This is a genomic window from Paenibacillus sp. MER 180 (assembly GCF_023713665.1).
Lineage (GTDB): Bacteria > Bacillota > Bacilli > Paenibacillales > Paenibacillaceae > Paenibacillus_B > Paenibacillus_B suaedae.
In genome coordinates this window covers 549,438-568,402 of the sequence record NZ_JAMAVT010000001.1, presented here as the reverse complement: position 1 = coordinate 568,402, position 18,965 = coordinate 549,438, and the positions used below count along the sequence as shown (strand labels likewise).

Below are 18,965 nucleotides of genomic sequence, written 5' to 3'. Positions count from 1 at the left end.
AATGAACGAGATGTATGCCGATCGTGTTCCGCCGCAGAACCTGGAGGCTGAGCAAGCCGTTCTCGGTGCAATATTGCTCCACTCCGAAGCGATGATCACGGCGATGGAGCGGATTCAGTCCGAGGACTTCTACAATCCGGCCCATCAAATGATCTATGAGGCGATGATCGAGCTGGGCGAAGACAACCAGCCGATTGACCTTGTAACGCTTACAGCGAAGCTGAAGGATAAGCAGCAGTTGGAAGACGTCGGCAGCGTGTCTTATTTGACGAAACTGGCCAATGCGGTGCCAACCGCAGCCAACGTCGATTATTACGCGCAAATTATTGAAGAAAAGTCAATGATGCGACGTCTCATTCGGACTGCCACGCAAATCGCAAGTGAAGGCTATACAGGCGGCGAGGATGTCTCTGGATTGCTTAGCGATGCGGAACGACGTATCTTAGAAATTTCGAATCGCCGCTCTTCGAGCGGCTTTATCGCGATTAAAGATGTGTTGATGGAAGTCTATGATAAGGTTGAGACATTAAGCCAGCAGACTGGCGGAGGGACGACCGGAATTCCATCAGGCTTCCCTGATTTGGATAAGATGACATCGGGTTTCCAGCGCAGTGACCTTGTCATTGTGGCTGCTCGTCCGTCTGTCGGCAAGACAGCCTTCGCCTTGAACGTAGCCCAGAATGTTGGCGTTCGTGCGAAGGAGACGGTAGCGATATTTAGTCTCGAGATGTCCGCGGCACAGCTTGTACAGCGTATGGTCTGTGCTGAGTCCAATGTTGATGCAGGACGACTCCGTACAGGAGCGCTTGAGGATGATGACTGGGAGAAGCTGACGATGTCCATCGCAGCCTTGTCCGAGGCAGAGGTCTACATTGATGATACACCAGGGATAACGGTGGCGGATATCCGTGCCAAGTGCAGACGTCTTAAGAAGGAACATGGTCTTGGCATGATTCTGATCGATTACTTGCAGCTGATTCAAGGACGCGGCAAGCCAGGCGAGAACCGCCAGCAGGAAGTATCCGAGATTTCACGTACACTGAAGCAGATTGCGCGTGAGCTTGAGGTACCTGTTATTGCCTTGTCCCAGTTAAGCCGGGGCGTAGAGCAGCGGCAGGATAAGCGTCCGATGATGTCCGACCTTCGGGAATCGGGTTCCATCGAGCAGGATGCTGATATTGTTGCATTTTTGTACCGTGATGATTACTACAATCAGGATACGGAGAAAAAGAATATTATCGAAATTATTATCGCTAAGCAGCGTAATGGTCCAGTAGGTACGGTGGAGTTGGTGTTCTTGAAGAACTTCAACAAATTCGTCAGCTACGAAAGGAATCATCAGGACGCCTCTGCGGGATAATAAGCGTAAAAGAAAGCGAACGTTGTTTTCCGAACATTTGGTTAAGGTCGGATATCAACGTTCGCTTTTCGTTGACTTTGCACTATTTGACTGATAAACTAGGTATGCTGCTTGGAGCGAATGCTTGAAAAAGCAGTGAATAACGGTGTGTAAACACCCGACGGGGGTATGAATATGTCTACAGTAGTCGTCGTAGGAACCCAATGGGGAGACGAGGGGAAAGGGAAAATCACTGACTTCCTCGCCGAAAGCGCCGACGTGGTTGCGCGTTATCAAGGTGGTAACAATGCGGGACACACGATCTTGATTGATAACAAGAAATATAAGCTGAGCCTGATTCCATCCGGTATTTTCTACACAAACAAAATTTGTGTAATCGGTAATGGTATGGTCATCAATCCAAAGGCACTAATCCAAGAGATTGAATATATTCACGAAAATGGTTTCTCTACCGATAATCTTCGCATTAGTGATCGTGCGCATGTCATCATGCCGTATCACATGGTGCTGGACGGTCTGGAGGAAGAGCGCAAAGGCCCGAACAAGATTGGAACGACCCGCAAAGGGATCGGACCTTGTTATATGGATAAAGCAGCTCGCAACGGCATTCGTATTGTCGACTTGCTCGACAAGGATGTATTCGAGAAGAAATTCCGCCACTTGGCAAATGAGAAGAACGAGTTAATCAGAATGTACGGCGGCGAAGAGCTGGATATCGAAGCTACGTTGCAGGAATACTTCGAATATGCAGAATTCATTCGCAAGTATGTGGTTGATACCTCGGTTGTACTTAATGATGCAATCGATGACGGCAAGAAGGTATTGTTCGAAGGTGCGCAGGGCGTTATGCTCGATATCGACCAAGGTACGTATCCGTTCGTTACTTCTTCGAACCCAACAGCTGGCGGTGTCTGCATCGGTTCTGGTGTTGGCCCATCCAAGATTGAAGAGGTTATCGGCGTAGCGAAGGCTTATACGACTCGCGTAGGTGATGGTCCGTTCCCAACAGAGCTGAACAATGAGACAGGCGACTTCATCCGTGAAGCTGGCCATGAGTACGGTACAGTAACAGGCCGCGCACGTCGCGTAGGCTGGTTCGACAGTGTCGTCGTACGCCATGCCCGTCGCGTGAGCGGGATTACAGGCTTGTCCCTGAACTCGCTTGATGTATTGACTGGACTGGAGACAGTTAAGATCTGTACGGCTTACAAGTGCGGCGATGAGATTATCGAGCACTACCCAGCAAGCTTGGATATGCTTGCGAAGTGCGAAGCAATTTATGAAGAAATGCCAGGCTGGTCGGAAGACATCACAGGCTGCAAGACGCTTGATGAACTGCCTGAATCAACACGCAACTATGTGAAGCGCGTATCGGAGCTGACAGGTATTCCGATCTCGATCTTCTCCGTTGGCCGCAACCGCGAGCAGACGAACCAAGTGCGTTCTATCTACCGCTAATTGCAGCATGATATAGAAACGAAACGGCTTTTCCTTCGGGAAGAGTCGTTTTTTTTGTACATAATTGGGCATACTAAGCAGTAAATGACTGTGAGCCGGCAAGGATCCCGAATACAAGATAGAGGAAGAAGAGTCATATTAGAGGCTGCTAGTACTCTATTATACGCAATCGGGCACGAGGGAGGGCATATTGCCCTCGCGTGACAGCATGAGCTGGCTGGGAGGTAGTATAGATGCGCTTAGTGTGGCGTGTGATGCGGTTAGCAATGACGATATTGGTCGTAGGTATATTATCTAGCTTATTAACGGTTGGAACGACAGCGATCGTAGTCGATCGATATATTCAGACTGCCTTGAATAATTTCCATATCCCGATAGAACGGAAGCCGCTGACACTGACCTCCATGTGGGGTGTTCTGCTTGGCTCTGATGTACAAACGGCTAGTCAATCAAATAATAAGTCTACAGGTACGAGTCAGAATGGGATAACGGGAAATAGCGGGAACCATACAGAGCGAATCACTACTAATAGTCAGGAATCGGGATTGAATCGGAATGGGCAGGGAACAACTGAGACGAATGGCGGCGGAACGACAGGATCCCCATCTGCTGGAGGAAATGAAAGTGAAAGGGGATCAACTCCAACGCCTGATGGCGCTTTGCCGGTGATGGGGGGCATAATATCCGGTCAGGAATCGAAGGGTCGGGAGGCGATTATAGTGCCGCCTGACGCGATAGCGAAGAGCAAGGAAGAGTTGTCGAAGGAGAAGAAGGATCAAATCTTCGCAACCTTGATGAAGAAGCTCCCGCAAGAGGATTGGCAGCGTATTTCTACCTTAATGGAGGGGGGACTAACTTCCAGTGAGGTTATGGAAGTCGAACAGATTCTCGCGAAGCATCTGAATGACGAGGAATTTAAGGAGATGAGGGAGTGGATGGTGGGAGAAACGAAGGCGAAGGATACTGCCAGCACTACAGACGGATCAAATGCGAAGGAAAGCAAGACAGAAAGCCCGGGAACACCGTAGTCTGATTCATAGGCTTCACGAAGAACATCTTTGTGAGAACATATGCTGAATAAACCGATTAAAAGGATTGCATAATAAACGCGAAAGTGGCCATCTCCTAAGGAGATCACATTTTCGCGTTTTTGTTTTGGGAAAGTAAGGGGTGTAAGGATGAACAACGTCCAAAGAATGACGAATTCGGTCAAGTTGCAATGTACTTTCGACCTATGGTACATTAAAAAAAGATGACAAAACGTTAACTTTTGTAAATTTTCATAGAAAAAGATCACATTACGTATGAGAATATAGGCATTGTATTCGCAAAGGAGACCATCATGGAACGTTTCAACGGAAATCGTCGGGAGGAAAAGGAACAAATGAATGATCGCAACCGATGGCAACAATGGACGGCTGCATGGCGGGAACGGTTGACGAGGAATCCTGCAACCCGATGGATGACAAAGAGGAAAAGAACGATTGTATTCGCAATGAGTGGCATGGCATTGGCTGCATCTGCAGTATGGGGAGGCATTACCTATGTACAAGCCAATACGATACCTTTTTATCACGTATACCATCAGAATGAACTGGTGGGCACGGTGTCTGCTCTAGAAGATGTCGAGCAATATTATGCAGCTCGGCTCCAGAAGGAACAGGCTAAGTATCCGAATGCCCATATGAAGATAAATCGAGAGGGAATTCGAACGATTGAGGATTCCGGATTCAAGGCGAAGCCGACAACGGAAGCAACGTTAGCGAAGCTCGATCAATTGACACCTGCTTATGCAGAGGGTGTAGAGCTGAAGATCAACGGCGTGACAGTCGGATATGTGAATGACGAGGCTACGGCCGAGAAAATATTGAAGCAGGTAAAGGCGAAGTACACTCCATCTGCATCGAACAAAGGGAATGCGAAGGAAGTGCGCGTATTAGCTGCGCCTATGCGCTCTGCAAAGGCCACGAAAGCCGTATCACGCTTGGAATCTGTTAGTTTCCGCGAGCGTGTCAGCACGGAAAATGCCAATATTAGCCCAGACCAACTGATGACGCAGGATGAGGCGATTAGCAAGCTGACGACAGGCCTCACGAATAAGCTCCAATATATTGTGAGGGCAGGAGATACCGTTTCTTCAATTGCAAATAAGATGAATGTCTCTATGGATGCGATCTACCATAACAACCCGACTGTCGGGGAGGAACGTCTGCAGGATGGACAAATTCTTAATTTGACGGATACGAAGCCGCTTATTACCGTGAAGACGGTTGAAGCTTATAGCGAGTATTTGGTGACTGAACCGCAGAAGATGATCAAGGAAGATCCGAATATGCGCTCTGGGGAGTCCAAGGTTGTCCGCAAGGGCAAACAAGGATTAAAGCGCATGTCTTATCGCCTGGTGAAGGACAACGGCAAGCTATCCCACGAGGAATGGATTGAGCAAGAGGTTGTCGAGCCTGCCATTCCGGAGATTGTCATTCGCGGTACGAAGGTCGTGCGCGGCGAAGGGACAGGCTCCTTCGATTGGCCTGTGAACAGTGCAACCTTGACAAGCGGATTCGGCAAGCGCTGGGGCCGCATGCACAAAGGGATCGACATGGTATCCCCGGATCGTTCGATTATGGCTGCTGATGAAGGCGTCGTACTGTTTGCGGGCGTGAAGAACGGGTATGGCAATTGCATTATCGTTAACCATCGCAATGGGTACAAAACCTTGTACGGCCACCTGAGCAAAATTAATATTAATGCCGGCGATATTGTGGAGAAGGGTCAAGATATTGGCGTAATGGGCAATACGGGCGATTCCACAGGTACACATTTGCATTTCGAAATTATTAAAAATGACGAAGTGCAGAATCCTCTTAAATACTTATAAACGCAAGCTAGACGGGACGAATCGGATGTCCCGTCTTTTTTATATTTAGATTGCCGCGTTATGCCGTCTTCTCCAACGTTTGGGTTCGGGATGTAGAGACAATTATGGTAAAATAGAGTGACATAAGGACTGGCTGCATGCAGAACGGAATTTGTGACTGTATTAGTACGTGACAGGAAATGTGAAGGTAGAGGGAGAGGTGCGGATTCGTGTACGGCAAAATTCTCGTTGTAGATGATGAACAACCGATTGCAGATATTTTAAAGTTTAATTTGGAGAAGGAAGGCTACGAGGTCATCTGCGCCTTCGATGGGGGAGCTGCCGTTGATTTGGCAATATCGGAGAAGCCGGATCTTATGCTTCTTGACTTGATGCTGCCCGTGAAGGACGGGATGGATGTGTGTCGTGAGGTGCGTCAGCATTTGCATATGCCTATTATTATGCTGACGGCGAAGGACACAGAGCTTGATAAGGTATTAGGCTTGGAAATGGGAGCTGATGACTATGTGACGAAGCCGTTCAGCACGAGAGAGCTGCTGGCCCGGGTTAAGGCTCATTTGCGGCGCCAAAACAAAGTCTCTACTCCGGATCCAGAAGAGGATGCCGAGACATCTGCCGCAGAGAAGCAGGGCATGAAGCTGCATGAGCTGCTCATAGATACGGACATGTATGTAGTCTATAAGAATGGAGCTATGCTGGATTTGACGCATCGGGAGTATGAACTGCTGTTCTACTTGGTGCGCAATGCTGGCAAGGTCATGACACGCGAACACCTGCTGCAGGCAGTGTGGGGATATGAGTATTTCGGAGATGTGCGCACGGTGGATGTAACGATACGCCGCCTGCGCGAGAAGATTGAGGATGATCCGAGCAAGCCGGAATATATCATTACACGGCGCGGATTGGGATATATGATGCGCAATCCGCGGAGTGGAGGATTCTAGTGAAGCGGGGGCTGGGTCGATTTTTTCGCACCATTCAGGCGAAGCTGATTATTATCTATGTGCTGCTTATCCTAATTGCGATGCAGCTCATCGGTGTCTACTTCGTCAGTTCGATGAAGCATACGCAGACGACCAACTTCACGAAGGAGCTGCAGAACACAGCAGAGCTCATGTCTATTTACGCGGGTCAGACGCTGAAGGGCGATGAGACGCTGGACGATGAGCAGACGCTGGAGACGCTCAATAAGTTCGTGCGCAGCTTCATCAATATGAATGGCGTGGAAATACAGGTATTGGACGTAACCGGGAAGGTATTGACGACATCTGTGCCTACCCATATGGAATATGTAGGACGCAAAAATACAGAGACAGTAGTGAATCGGGCCCTGCAGGGCATGCGTGATAACCAGGAAGTTATCATTGATGAGGACAATGTGCGCAAGCAGGTGCTGGCGAAGCCCGTCTACTCCAATGGGAAGCTTGTCGGGGCCCTATACATTGTCGCATCAATGAAGGAGCTGTACGCAACAATTGAGGGGATCAATCGGATCTTCCTCTCGGGGATGGCGATTGCACTTGGGTTGACGGCCGTACTGGGTGTCATTCTAGCCCATACCATTACACAGCCAATCAAAGAGATAACCAAGCAGGCGACGAAGGTGGCGGAAGGGAACTTCGCAGGACAAGTTCCTGTGATGGGCACCGATGAGATTGGCCAGTTGAGTGAGGCATTCAATTATATGACGAGGCGCTTGCAGGAAGCGCTGAATGCGAATGAGGAAGAGAAGGAGAAGCTGGCATCCATTCTGACGAATATGAGTGACGGCGTTGTCGCGACTGATGAACAGGGTCAAGTCATTCTCGTCAACAGACGGGCTTGCAAGCTGCTCAATATCAAGCAAGGCGAGGTTGAGGGCAGTCCAATGTCCGAGGTGCTTCGTGTGCCGCAGGATCAGATCGATGAGATGGTGGACGGCAAGCTGAACTGGATGCTGCTTCCTCGAACAGAAGAACATGAGGGTGATGAAGATAGCGAGACAATCCTGCGCATATCCTTCACCCCGGTTCATCGCCGTGGGGAAGGTATGACAGGATCGATTGTCGTGCTGCAGGATGTGACGGAGCAGGAGAAGCTGGAGCAGTCTCGCCGCGAGTTCGTAGCCAACGTGTCACATGAGCTGCGGACGCCGCTGACGACGATTAAGAGCTATGTTGAGGCATTAGGCGACGGCGCGCTGGAAGAGCCGCAGCTTGCAGGGCGCTTCGTTGGGGTTATACAGAACGAGACGGAGCGCATGATTCGTCTCGTTACGGATTTGCTGCATCTGTCGCGCCTTGATTCGAAGCAGGCGAAGCTGCGCAAGCAGGTGACGGATATGACGGAGATGCTGGAGGATGTCATCGACCGATTCTCCTTCCAGTTCCGCAATAAGGGAATTGCTGCGTCAGTTGTCATTGATCCGGACATTGGCATGGAAGGCTTAGTGATGATCGATCGGGATCAGATCGATCAATTGCTGGATAACCTTGTGTCCAATGCGGTGAAGTATACGCCAGACGGCGGCGAGGTGAAGCTGGTTGCGGTTCTGGATTCTTCTCGCAGCATGCTTCATGTATCAGTGCAGGATAATGGGCTGGGCATTCCACAGAAGGATTTGGAACGAATATTTGAACGATTCTATCGGGTAGATAAGGCTCGTTCGCGCAATATGGGCGGTACGGGACTAGGCTTGTCCATTGCCCGGGAAATTGTGAGAACGCATGGTGGGGATATATGGATTGAGTCGGAATGGGGCGCAGGTACGCAAATTACCTTCTCGCTTCCGTTGACATCGATGAAGGCGGAAGGGAGTGAGGCTGACGAATGGTAGAGCGATTTAAGACGATGCTGCTAACATTTCTTGTGCTGTTAAGCTTGCTGCAGAGCTTCTTCCTTGCCTATAGCATGCCGAACTTCGATGTACGCAAAAAGTCGACCAGCGACTACATTACGACCGATCCGCTCGGGCCTGAGGAGAAGGTAGAGAATCTAATCTTCCCGGAACAGCTGGTTCTTCATCTCGGAGGAAATAAGCATACCATTCTATATCCAGGCATGACGTTCTATAACATTATTGTGAAACGTCTGCAGGGACGCTCGTATGATGGGTTCCAATACCGCTCGCTTTCTGCGGTGGATTGGAATCGAATACGCGAGGAGAATGAGGGAGTGGAACTGCTTTTCCACGCGCCTATCCCAGTGAAACTGCTGCAGAAGGTGTTTCCGATCGGTGATGATTCTTCGCTTATGAATGAGAGTATTCGTCGAATATGGCTGTATACGACGAAGGATACGAAGGAAGTCCGCGTCTTCTTCTTCAATGCGAAGGGGGACGCTGTCTATGAGTCGACCCGGGCAGACTTGACCGAGCAGGATGTGAAGCAACAGGTCGAATTCGGACGGTCTTGGACGCCTTATAAGTTGGTTAACGGGTCATATTATGTTCCAGAACAGCCGATTGAACTGCTTGAGGTTACGCTTCCTTATGATCGAATTACGGCAGAGCAGATGCAGCGCAGCCTGTTCAATGATCCTACCGTTACGAAAAATATAGAGACTGGGAATTCCGAAATTTATACCGACGTTAAGCGCGGCTTGGAAGTGAATCGGGGCCTGCAATGGCTTATCTACTCCGATCCTGTCGTGCAGACGGAAGGGCAGCAGGATATTGCTTCTGATGTCACGGCAGCAGTCCGCTTCATCAACCAGCATGGAGGCTGGAATGGCAGATATCGTGTCACCTTGCTGGACAATGAGAAGAGGGATGTGCTGAATGGAGCAACCAGTGGATTAGGGACAGCCTTCCGATTCCAGCAATATTGGGGCTCTTACCCGATTGTCAATACAAGTCGCTTCCGGTTCGGATATATGCAGGTTACGATGCAAGAGGGTACGGTTACGAGTTATGAGCGTTCTCTTGTACAACTTCATCAGCGTGCAGAGAAGAAGGAAATGCGACAACTGGTGGTTGGAGATGCCTTACTTCAAAAATTGAATGCACTCAGTCAGGAGAAGCCAATCGTAGGAGTTGACCCGGTATATATCCCTGAGCTAGGGAAGGAGACGGTTCGGCTGCTGCCTGCTTGGCAGGTAAAGTACAAGGATGGGACGACCGCATTGCTCGATGGATCTGTTAAGAAATGAACGTAAGATCGTATCTCAGAAGGGAGGAGTCAAATGGATTGGGGTCGGGCGAAGAATATATTGATCTATGCTTTTCTGCTGCTCAATATTGTGCTGGGCTATCAGCTCTGGCAAGAGGTACGCGACCAAATGCATTCCGAGCTGGATTGGACCTCCCTGTCTGATGCGGCGAAGAAGATGATGGAAGTAAAAAAGATTCAAGTTACAGCCAAGATTCCTTCAGAGACACCCGCCTTACGTGAAATCACGTACCGATTCGTGAAGCGGGGCGATCAGATGGAACCGCTCAAGCAGCCGCAGGATACGAAGATCGTATTTATGGAGAATGATTTGATCAAGTCCCTGCAAGGGGATATTCCTCATATTGAGATGTACCGGTATGACCCGTTGACGGGTAGAAATGGAACATTCGTCTTGTATCAGCGGCTGCCTAATGGCCTGCCAATATTCGAAGTGACATTGGAGCTGGCACACAGCCAGCAGAAGATTAAGGGGTTCCGGCAGCAGTATGTTGAGTTGATTGAAGCTAAGGAGAGCAAGGAGCAGAAGATCTTGCCGGCTTCTCAAGCATTGGAGCATGTGATATTGAGCGCCTTAATGTCAGGGGCCGTCGTTAAGGATGTGCAGCTTGGCTACCACGGTCAAATATTCGATGCGGCCAATACACAGGTGGCAGCGCCGTCTTGGCGCATCCTCTTGGAAAATGATGAAGTGTATTATGTGAATGCGATAAGTGGAGCAATTGATACTCCGCAAGAAGGAAAGAAGGAGAACGATAGATGAGTATGCGATTTTCAGTACTGTCGAGTGGATCAACAGGCAATGCAACGGTCATTCAGAATGAAGACGCAACTGTGATGATCGATGTTGGTCTAAGCTGCAAGCGGACAGAGCAGCTCCTGGAGGAACAGGGGCTCTCGGGCAAGCAGATTGACGCCATATTCGTCACGCATGAGCATTCTGATCACATCAAAGGTCTTGGAGCCTTCTCACGCAAGCACAACGTGCCGATCTATGCCAACGAGAACACCTGGGAAGCACTAGAGAAGCATGTAGGTGAAATTGCAGACGAAAATCGGATTGTCATGCAAACGGGGGAAGCGCGCGATTTCGGGGATCTGCGCATAGAATCATACGGTATCTCTCATGATGCTGCCGAGCCGGTGGGTTATAAGTTCTATGAAGGCGAGACAAAGCTGAGTGTGACAACGGATTTAGGTTATATGAGCGATAAGGTTCGAGATGAGATTATCGATTCGGATGTACTTGTGCTGGAATCGAACCATGATACGGAGATGCTTCGTATGGGGCGGTATCCATGGAATATTAAGCGACGGATTCTAGGAGATATGGGGCACTTGTCCAATGATGCGGCAGGCGAGGCGCTGTGCGAGATTGCTACGGGTAATACCCGCCGCGTATACTTGGCGCATTTAAGCCGGGATCATAATATGATGGATCTCGCCCGCATGACTGTGAAGGGAGTCATGGAAGACAACGGTCATTTTTACAAAGAGAGTGAACTGCAATTAAGAGATACGTATTATGACAAGCCTACGGCATGGGATACGGTTCATGCGAAGTCTGTGGTTCGTCTGTAAGCCATCTATCCAGATCGTTGGCCTTCTGGGAGATATCTTCCTGCGTAATCAAGCCTTTCTCCACGAGAAGCTCCATGAGGGTGGATAAAGCCAAGGTGAGACGGTATTGATCTTCCTTCATATCAGCTAATTGTCCGACTAGGTCGATGTCTGACCAGATTGTGCTTGAAGTCGTCATAAATCTAGTTCTCCTTTCTTTTAGGGGAGGGAGATTGTTTCTCTCAACTCCCTGTTTGTATGATAGAATATGTACAAGCTTGCAAATCTAGTACAATTCTTTTACATGACAAGCTCATAGTGTGCATTAATATATAGTGTTGACGATTTTCAGCCATATCATTCCGTGGTGTAATGATGCTGCGAAGGCAGTGGTTCAACCCGTGGATCGATCCCGGTTGGAGGGTTGAGGGGAGTTGTTCGGATGAGCTTGTTTGATGATGATTTTTTCTCGACAAAGGTATCTGGCAAGGTAAAGCGCAGATGGCAGGAGCGAGAGACAGGAACGGGATGGACACTGGGCAAGACAACTCAATCCGGCCGCAGGTGGTCCACCGTCCAAGTGGCTATCGTAAGCTCGGTGATTAGTGCCTTGTCAGCCGTTATTTTATATAGCTGGATTGTGGGAACAGGTTCAGTCACACAGCCTGTGGCCATTAATCGCACAGGTACGGTTGATCCCTATGATCGTATTGTGACTGTAGCCGATAAGGTTGGCCCTGCGGTGGTCAGCATTGTCAATGAGCAGAAGCGAGTGGCAGCAGAGGCTGATGAAGAGAAGGACACGAATCTAGGATCAGGGGTCATCATTAAGCGCGATGACGGCAAGGCGTTCATCCTGACGAATGAGCATGTCGTACAGGGGGCGGATAAGCTAGAGGTGGTGCTCTCGAACGGGCAGCGCAAAAATGCAGAACTCATTGGCAAGGATCGGGTAATGGATATTGCCGTTCTTCTTATTGATGATGCAGGTGTATCCACGGTGGCGGAGATTGGCGATTCACGCCGTCTGCGTCTCGGGGAAACCGTCGTCGCAATCGGCAATCCACTTGGCTTAGGCGGTTCACTGACAGCTGGCATCGTTAGTTATACGAATCGACTTATCCCGGTATCCTTGAACCAGGATGGTGTATATGACTGGGAGCAGAGGGTCATTCAGACGGATGCGGCAATTAATGAGGGCAACAGCGGCGGCGCACTCGTGAACTTGCAGGGGCAGGTTATTGGCATCAATACGATGAAGATCGCGACGACTGGCGTTGAGGGCCTTGGATTTGCGATTCCTACGAATGAAGTGATGACGGTAGTAGACGAGATTATGAAGACTGGCAAGGTTATTCGGCCTTACCTAGGTGTATATACGGTCGATCTGACGAATCCTTATGCTCCGATTACCGAGGAGCAGCGCAATGATCTGAAGCTTCCGCAAGACGTGAAGAACGGAGTTATTGTACTGGAGGCGACGGGGCCGGCGAAGAAGGCAGGACTGAAGCTGAATGATGTGATTGTCCGCTTCGATAATGAAACGATCGGTCAGACCCGGGATCTGCGCAAATATTTATATGAGAAGAAGAAGGTCGGCGAGACGATGGAAGTTCACTTCTATCGCGAGGGCAAGCTGATGATGACGACTGTGCAGCTTGAGGATAAGCCGCAGCAGGCCGGATAAACTAAGTGATATCCAAAGATGGGAAAATCAAATGTCTTCACCCGTACCGGGCCTATTTATGTTATGATGGACGTAATAAGACAGCAAGATAAGCGAGAAAGAGGGAACGACATGTACGTAGTCTGTAAAGAGCATGTAGAATTGGCAATTGACAATTTTGTAGATGAGTTCGAAGATGCCCCCGACGTTGTCGATCTGGATGGCGTTGAATTCAGTGATTGGGAACGGCCAATCAAGTGCTGTATGGATTGCGAGCAAGAGGCGAAGTTTCTAGTCGTGTAATCTTGTCGTAGGATGAATGATCCTGTCCGTTTCATGAAGGTTCGGGCACAATCGTTCATACACTTCAATTGCGTGTATAGAACAAGGGCACACCCCCGAGGTGGGGATGCGCCCTTGTTTTTTTGCGTTGTTCCATATGGAATCAAATGAAGCTCGTTATTATTTGATATTCAGCTTATCCTTCACCTTAGTAGGAAGCTCATCCTTGCTTACTTCTTCGTAGGCGGTGACACGATCCGTATCTTTTACATATATGCGTAAAAACGCATGCTCTTTAAATTTGCGGTTTTCCCCTGTTTTCATAAAGGTGAGCTTCAGCTCATTGCCTTTCTCATCGAATGCGGGTAGGGTATATTCCCCATTGTCATTAGGATCGCCAACGGTTTGAACATAATATTGCTGCTTGCCGTTTCGATTGTAGTCACAGCCGACAAGAATGCTTGCAAACAATGTGATGACTGCGAATAAAGCAATTAGTCTCTTCATGATGCAGATACCTCCGAGTTTACGTAGTTCTAGCATTTATCATAACAGCAACAAAGAACAGGACAAATCGATTTACCCAACACAGCCTTACAGTTCTGTCATGTGGCAAGTGAAGGAAAAGCGAGTGAATAGGGGAGCATTGAACAACTTATGAACATGCTGCGCAGGGTTGGTGATAACGTGGATGAATATGTGGATAAGGGGCGTTTGGGTAGCAAAATACAATTATCCACATGTGGATAGTGGAAAACGATAAATAATCGGGATACCGACAGATTCGTCTATCGTAAATTGAATATGCACGGTAAGCTTTATACATAATCAGGTATGATTTTTAACACGATGAGGAAATTCCTTCTTGCAAAAACTAATATCATTAGTTATTATGTAATTAACATTAGTTAGAGAGGGATGGTCATCCATGCGTATGCGTAAGCAAGGTCATATTGTCCAACTGTCTTTCCTGCCACGCTTGTTTCCTGTGAATTGTTATCTCGTTGAAGAGGAGAATGAGCTGACATTAGTCGATGCTGCTCTTCCTTATAGTGCTGCTCGTATCTTGAAGGCGGCTAAGCAAATTGGAAAGCCAATTACACGTATCTTGCTTACTCATGCACATGGTGATCATATCGGAGCATTGGATGCCTTGAAGCAGGAGCTTCCTCATGCGAAGGTGATGATTTCAGCGCGTGATGCCAAGCTGCTGCAGGGGAACTGCTCATTGGAAGATGGTGAGGCAGCAACGCCTATTCGTGGAGATGTGCCGAAGAAAGGGGCAATTCGTACGAAGCCGGATGTTCTGCTTCAAGACGGTCAGATGGTGGGATCTCTGCGTACCGTGCTTGCACCAGGTCACACGCCAGGCATGATGGCCTTCTATGATACGAGAGATGGTGCGCTGATTGCTGGCGATGCTTTTCAAATTCGAGGAGGAATCGCAGTATCGGGGATGCTTAAGCCGCTGTTCCCATTCCCAGCTATGGCGACTTGGAATAACGAGGCTGCGCTGGCAAGCGCAATCAAGTTGAGGGCGTTACAGCCTACTCTACTCGCAGTAGGACATGGAGTGATGCTTATGAAGCCGACATCTCAAATGGATCGTGCCATTCAGGAAGCAGAACGGAAGTGGGGAGCGGTACCTATGAACGGCAACGCTGTGAAATAGAATGGACGAAGTGGAGTGGCCAATGAGCGATGTGGAGATAAATATAGATGAAAAAAGAAATTTCGATTTGTAGTAGTGTTTTATCGAACTACTTACAAACGGATGCAAGTTACCCATAGGAAAACGGTTACAAGCGTTCTGTCAATGAGATAGGGCGCTTTTTTGTGTCTAAAAGGTGTCGTTTCTTGCAAATTCATTTTACTGGAAGTATAATAGCAAGAATGAGTGACCGAAATTCACATTTAGTTCTGTAGTTCTAGAACCTGTTCGTAATCGCCTCTTTGCAGAAAGGAGGAATCCGTATGATCGTAGATCGAAGAACGAGGATTATAGAGGCAGCAACACAGTCATTTTCATTATATGGTTATAAAGGCAGTACAATGGATCAGATAGCGAGACTTGCACATGTGGGCAAGGGGACGATTTATCGTTTTTTCCCAACAAAAGAGGAGCTGCTGGAAGCCATTATGAATAGATTCATTCAAGACATACTGGAAGTTGCACAGTCATCCGTTCAGACAGAGAGAACCTTCACGGAGAATTTGCACCGTACTCTGCACAATGTGTTGGAATTCCGATCCAAGCATGAGATGATGGTTATTCTCTCACATGAGATGCGGGAGATGGGAACCGAGATTGTGATGTCTGAGATGAGCAAGGTGGAAGATGCGCTTCAGCACTTTGTGAAAGAGCAGGTAGAGCTGGCTATTGATTCAGGCGAGCTGCAGAGTTGTGATGCTGAGCTGACTGCTTTCCTATTTATTAAGACTTACGCAGCGCTTGTAGTGGAATGGCCGAAGCGTGCGAAGGCTATTCATCAGGATCAAATTCCTCATTTGCTTGAATTCTATTTGCTGAATGGGGCAGCTCAGAAGGGGATTGCTAGAATTGGATAACGCATTACATATTATAAGTAGAACGGTGGTGGCAGTGGGATGAAGAACATCTTACACATTTATAAAACGGATCTTCGCAACATTATTACAAATCCTGCTGCAATTATTGTTATTTTAGCAGTAGTGATCCTGCCCTCCCTATATGCATGGTTCAACATTCTCCCGTCATGGGATCCGTACTCCAATACGAAGGATGTATCGGTTGCGGTTGCGAACTTGGATAAGGGCGCCAAGGTAGAAGGCAAGGATCTTGATGTTGGAGCAAAGGTTATTGAACAGTTAAAGGAAAATGAGAAGTTAGGTTGGAGATTTGTTACGAAGGATGAGGCAATCAATGGGGTCAATCATGGCGATTATTATGCAGCCATTGTTATCCCAGAGGATTTCTCTGAGAAGATCTCATCCGTCATCTCGGATCATCCAGAGAAGGCACAGCTTGATTATTATATTAATGAAAAGATTAACGCGATCTCGCCGAAGGTTGCGGGGGCAGGAGCCTCGACGCTGGTGTCGAACATTAGCAGCAACTTCGTAGAGACGGCGAACAAAGCGATATTCGATATTTTCAATGATGTCGGCCTTAAGCTTGAAACGAATGAGCCGGACATTAAGAAGCTTAGAGATAACATCTTCAAATTGGAGGAGAAGCTGCCGGAGATCGAGAAGCTGATGAAGACAGGCCAAGTTGATATCATCAAGGCGAAGGACTTCATTAGCAAGGCAGAGTCTGCCATTCGTGTCATCAAGCGCTACGAGAACCGACCGGATTCGGTAATTACAGATGCGGAGAATATGCTCGATAAGGGCAGTGATTCCTTCCATAAGGAAGTGCCGGTTGTCAAAGACAATCTGCGGAAGCTTCAGGGTGTCGCAACAGATACATCGAAGGTCGTGGAGAATATCATGAACTCTGACTTCGATCTTGGCAAGGTAGAGACAGAGCTGGCCAAGAAGAGTGTCGAAGTGGAGTCTGGGATGAATTCCTTGCAGCGCCTCATTACGACGGTTGAAGATGTAGATCGGAATTTGAAGAATAATGGTCTGTTTGATAATGTGCTCACGTCCTTGACTGACGCGAAGCAGGGCGCGGAGGATCTGAAGACGCGTCTGGATGAAGCACAAAAAACCGTAGAGTCTGCGAAGTCGATTGCAGATGATAAGCTGAGGGATATTCGCAATAAGGCAATCGAAGTCAACTCGATTCTGGATAAAGCCAGAACAAGCTTGAATTCACAGGTTGCGCCGACGGTATCGAAGGCATTCGATGATGCAGAACGATTAGGCAAGACGTATCGAGAGCATCTCGGTCAGCTGCAGGAGAAAGTTGATCGCGTCAACAAGCTTATTCAGGGCAGTGCGACGGATGCTTCATTAACCGACAAGCTGAATGCAGCTGTCGAGGATATGACGAATCAGTTGAAGCTCACATTAGGCTCCTTAGAGAAGTACAAGGATCAGCTGAATAAGCTGGCTCAAGTGACAGGCATAGACACTGATCTGCTGATTGCTCAATTGAAGGGCATGGAGACGAAGCTCACACTGCTGCAGGAGCGATTGGCTGGTGGCAGACAGATTGGAGCAGAAGCGGCAGCAAGAGCAAGTGAGGTCGTTGCTCAGCTCATTAGCGATTATGATAATGGAATTAAGCCGCGATTCCAAACGATCCGCGGGGATATGCAAGCATTGAATCGTGATGCTTCGAAGATGATCGATAAGATGCAGGACAGCACTCGCAATGTTATCGAAATGACAGATAAGATCATGAACCGCAATACGGCGGACAAGGTAATCGATCAAATCAATAATGCACAAAAGCACATCAGCAACGGTCAGAATATTGCGGATAAGCTTATCACCTCTACTGAGAAAATGAAGCAAACGGTGGATGATGGTGCCATTACGGACATCGCCGATAGTATGTATAAGGTAAAAGGGAAACTGGCAGATTTGTCGGATATGCTGAAGCGTGCGAGTGAAGCGGCTGGCAAAGCGAATCAACCGACGAAAGATGCGCTGCAGAAGATATATGATTCCTCGAAGGATACGAGCGCGTCCATTGATAAAGTAATCGGGAAGATCGATTCGGATGTTGTACCTGCCTTCGACAAGGGTGTCAAAGATTCTCGCAAAGGCTTGGATTTCATCAAGAACGTGAAAAAAGAAATGTTCTCAATGATTCCAGAGGTCGAGACCCAACTGGCTGATATGAAGGGCAAGATTCACACGGGGGAAGATGGACTGGATGAATTCAGTGACAAATTCCCAGAAATCAAAAAGAAAGTAAAAGATATTGCATCCAAAATCCGTGAATTCGAAGAAAAAGGTGATCTGGATCAAGTCATTGACTTGCTTCGTAAGGACGCGGCTAAGGAAAGCCAGTTCTTCGCGGAGCCGGTATTGCTTAATCAGCATGAACTGTTCCCTGTACCGAATTACGGTTCAGCGATGTCACCGTTCTTCTCGACATTGGCATTGTGGGTCGGCGGCTTGCTGCTCATCTCCATGCTGATTGTAGACATCGAGAACAAGCATGACTATAAGAGCTACCAAGTGTACTTCGGACGCTGGCTGACCTTTGTGACGATCGGTATATGTCAGAGTATGATCGTGACACTGGGCGACATGTTCCTGCTCAAAACCTATGTCGTGCACAAGTTCTGGTTCTTTGCGTTCGGGATTTTCATCAGTATTATATTCGTCAGCATCGTCTATACGTTGGTATCGGTATTCGGTAATGTAGGTAAGGCGTTGTCCATTGTATTGCTTGTGTTCCAATTGGCGGCCTCAGGTGGTACATTCCCGATTCAAATGACGCCGAAGTTCTTCCAGAAGCTGAATCCGTTCCTGCCGTTCACACATGCAATAGGCATTATGCGTGAGGCAGTCGGGGGGATTCTATGGGATGTTGTAACGAAGCATGTACTTATCCTATTGATCTATATCGGAATTGCCTTTGTACTTGGTATAGGCTTGAAGAAGACAATTAATAAGAACAGCGATAAGTTCTTGAAGAAAGCGAAGGAAAGTAAGCTGTTGTAGGCTTGT

16 protein-coding genes are annotated in these 18,965 nt (G+C 48.2%); 14 read left to right on the top strand and 2 right to left on the bottom strand.

What is annotated here, in order from left to right:
- The first annotated feature begins 1 nt into the window (after nucleotide 1).
- The 9 genes from dnaB to M3661_RS02350 all read left to right on the top strand — a co-directional run bounded on the left by dnaB (nucleotide 2) and on the right by M3661_RS02350 (nucleotide 11,425).
- Nucleotides 2-1,360: a replicative DNA helicase gene (gene dnaB, locus M3661_RS02390; protein WP_251482037.1), complete on the top strand. Its 1,359-nt coding sequence runs from the start codon at nucleotides 2-4 to the stop codon at nucleotides 1,358-1,360.
- A 174-nt stretch (nucleotides 1,361-1,534) separates the two neighbouring features.
- Nucleotides 1,535-2,818, top strand: a complete 1,284-nt coding sequence (locus M3661_RS02385) for an adenylosuccinate synthase (RefSeq protein ID WP_028533236.1) — start codon at nucleotides 1,535-1,537, stop codon at nucleotides 2,816-2,818.
- Nucleotides 2,819-3,051: 233 nt separating this feature from the next.
- The gene (locus M3661_RS02380) at nucleotides 3,052-3,846 is read left to right on the top strand and encodes a spore coat protein (RefSeq protein ID WP_065291082.1); all 795 of its coding nucleotides are present in this window, start codon (nucleotides 3,052-3,054) and stop codon (nucleotides 3,844-3,846) included.
- A gap of 314 nt (nucleotides 3,847-4,160) precedes the next feature.
- Nucleotides 4,161-5,696 (top strand): peptidoglycan DD-metalloendopeptidase family protein, encoded by a 1,536-nt coding sequence (locus M3661_RS02375; RefSeq protein ID WP_065291081.1) that lies wholly within the window; start codon nucleotides 4,161-4,163, stop codon nucleotides 5,694-5,696.
- A gap of 209 nt (nucleotides 5,697-5,905) precedes the next feature.
- The gene (gene yycF / locus M3661_RS02370) at nucleotides 5,906-6,640 is read left to right on the top strand and encodes a response regulator YycF (RefSeq protein WP_065291080.1); all 735 of its coding nucleotides are present in this window, start codon (nucleotides 5,906-5,908) and stop codon (nucleotides 6,638-6,640) included.
- Between the two features lie 80 nt (nucleotides 6,641-6,720).
- Nucleotides 6,721-8,511 (top strand): cell wall metabolism sensor histidine kinase WalK, encoded by a 1,791-nt coding sequence (walK, locus tag M3661_RS02365; protein ID WP_397376485.1) that lies wholly within the window; start codon nucleotides 6,721-6,723, stop codon nucleotides 8,509-8,511.
- On the top strand, nucleotides 8,505-9,824 hold the full coding sequence (locus M3661_RS02360) for a YycH family regulatory protein (RefSeq protein WP_251482031.1): 1,320 nt from the start codon (nucleotides 8,505-8,507) through the stop codon (nucleotides 9,822-9,824). Before walK ends, M3661_RS02360 begins: the two co-directional genes overlap by 7 nt.
- A gap of 33 nt (nucleotides 9,825-9,857) precedes the next feature.
- Nucleotides 9,858-10,607, top strand: coding sequence for a two-component system regulatory protein YycI (yycI, locus tag M3661_RS02355; protein WP_028533239.1), 750 nt, complete (start codon nucleotides 9,858-9,860; stop codon nucleotides 10,605-10,607).
- Nucleotides 10,604-11,425: an MBL fold metallo-hydrolase gene (locus M3661_RS02350; RefSeq protein WP_251482028.1), complete on the top strand. Its 822-nt coding sequence runs from the start codon at nucleotides 10,604-10,606 to the stop codon at nucleotides 11,423-11,425. The genes yycI and M3661_RS02350 overlap by 4 nt, the downstream gene beginning before the upstream one ends.
- On the opposite strand, the gene M3661_RS02345 is transcribed toward M3661_RS02350, so the two are convergent.
- Nucleotides 11,379-11,603: a hypothetical protein gene (locus M3661_RS02345; RefSeq protein WP_065291076.1), complete on the bottom strand. Its 225-nt coding sequence runs from the start codon at nucleotides 11,601-11,603 to the stop codon at nucleotides 11,379-11,381. The two genes, M3661_RS02350 and M3661_RS02345, sit on opposite strands and share 47 nt — an antisense overlap.
- Before the next feature lie 243 nt (nucleotides 11,604-11,846).
- On the opposite strand from M3661_RS02345, the gene M3661_RS02340 reads away from it, so the two are divergent.
- Together M3661_RS02340 and M3661_RS02335 are read left to right on the top strand one after the other, a co-directional pair.
- Nucleotides 11,847-13,091 carry a S1C family serine protease gene (locus M3661_RS02340; protein WP_065291075.1) on the top strand — a complete coding sequence of 415 codons (1,245 nt, stop codon included), beginning with the start codon at nucleotides 11,847-11,849 and terminating at the stop codon, nucleotides 13,089-13,091.
- Nucleotides 13,092-13,202: 111 nt separating this feature from the next.
- A complete protein-coding gene (locus M3661_RS02335; protein WP_005545397.1) occupies nucleotides 13,203-13,373 on the top strand; it encodes a CxxH/CxxC protein in 171 nt (56 codons plus the stop codon).
- A gap of 159 nt (nucleotides 13,374-13,532) precedes the next feature.
- On the opposite strand, the gene M3661_RS02330 is transcribed toward M3661_RS02335, so the two are convergent.
- On the bottom strand, nucleotides 13,533-13,859 hold the full coding sequence (locus M3661_RS02330) for a YxeA family protein (protein ID WP_251482025.1): 327 nt from the start codon (nucleotides 13,857-13,859) through the stop codon (nucleotides 13,533-13,535).
- 421 nt (nucleotides 13,860-14,280) lie between these two features.
- Between M3661_RS02330 and M3661_RS02325 the strand changes: the two genes are divergently transcribed.
- The 3 genes from M3661_RS02325 (at nucleotide 14,281) to M3661_RS02315 (ending at nucleotide 18,959) form a co-directional block, all read left to right on the top strand.
- Nucleotides 14,281-15,024 (top strand): MBL fold metallo-hydrolase, encoded by a 744-nt coding sequence (locus M3661_RS02325; RefSeq protein ID WP_251482022.1) that lies wholly within the window; start codon nucleotides 14,281-14,283, stop codon nucleotides 15,022-15,024.
- Nucleotides 15,025-15,326: 302 nt separating this feature from the next.
- A complete protein-coding gene (locus tag M3661_RS02320; RefSeq protein ID WP_251482019.1) occupies nucleotides 15,327-15,920 on the top strand; it encodes a TetR/AcrR family transcriptional regulator in 594 nt (197 codons plus the stop codon).
- A 39-nt stretch (nucleotides 15,921-15,959) separates the two neighbouring features.
- On the top strand, nucleotides 15,960-18,959 hold the full coding sequence (locus M3661_RS02315) for a YhgE/Pip domain-containing protein (protein WP_251482016.1): 3,000 nt from the start codon (nucleotides 15,960-15,962) through the stop codon (nucleotides 18,957-18,959).
- Nucleotides 18,960-18,965 lie beyond the last annotated feature (6 nt).

What these genes read in the sequence shown, in the direction of transcription:
- dnaB (WP_251482037.1), top strand. Translation starts at nt 2, where the DNA reads ATGAACGAGATGTATGCCGATCGTGTTCCGCCGCAGAACCTGGAGGCT.
- M3661_RS02385 (WP_028533236.1), top strand. Translation starts at nt 1,535, where the DNA reads ATGTCTACAGTAGTCGTCGTAGGAACCCAATGGGGAGACGAGGGGAAA.
- M3661_RS02380 (WP_065291082.1), top strand. Translation starts at nt 3,052, where the DNA reads ATGCGCTTAGTGTGGCGTGTGATGCGGTTAGCAATGACGATATTGGTC.
- M3661_RS02375 (WP_065291081.1), top strand. Translation starts at nt 4,161, where the DNA reads ATGGAACGTTTCAACGGAAATCGTCGGGAGGAAAAGGAACAAATGAAT.
- walK (WP_397376485.1), top strand. Translation starts at nt 6,721, where the DNA reads ATGCAGCTCATCGGTGTCTACTTCGTCAGTTCGATGAAGCATACGCAG.
- M3661_RS02360 (WP_251482031.1), top strand. Translation starts at nt 8,505, where the DNA reads ATGGTAGAGCGATTTAAGACGATGCTGCTAACATTTCTTGTGCTGTTA.
- yycI (WP_028533239.1), top strand. Translation starts at nt 9,858, where the DNA reads ATGGATTGGGGTCGGGCGAAGAATATATTGATCTATGCTTTTCTGCTG.
- M3661_RS02350 (WP_251482028.1), top strand. Translation starts at nt 10,604, where the DNA reads ATGAGTATGCGATTTTCAGTACTGTCGAGTGGATCAACAGGCAATGCA.
- M3661_RS02345 (WP_065291076.1), bottom strand. Translation starts at nt 11,603, where the DNA reads ATGACGACTTCAAGCACAATCTGGTCAGACATCGACCTAGTCGGACAA.
- M3661_RS02340 (WP_065291075.1), top strand. Translation starts at nt 11,847, where the DNA reads ATGAGCTTGTTTGATGATGATTTTTTCTCGACAAAGGTATCTGGCAAG.
- M3661_RS02335 (WP_005545397.1), top strand. Translation starts at nt 13,203, where the DNA reads ATGTACGTAGTCTGTAAAGAGCATGTAGAATTGGCAATTGACAATTTT.
- M3661_RS02330 (WP_251482025.1), bottom strand. Translation starts at nt 13,859, where the DNA reads ATGAAGAGACTAATTGCTTTATTCGCAGTCATCACATTGTTTGCAAGC.
- M3661_RS02325 (WP_251482022.1), top strand. Translation starts at nt 14,281, where the DNA reads ATGCGTATGCGTAAGCAAGGTCATATTGTCCAACTGTCTTTCCTGCCA.
- M3661_RS02320 (WP_251482019.1), top strand. Translation starts at nt 15,327, where the DNA reads ATGATCGTAGATCGAAGAACGAGGATTATAGAGGCAGCAACACAGTCA.
- M3661_RS02315 (WP_251482016.1), top strand. Translation starts at nt 15,960, where the DNA reads ATGAAGAACATCTTACACATTTATAAAACGGATCTTCGCAACATTATT.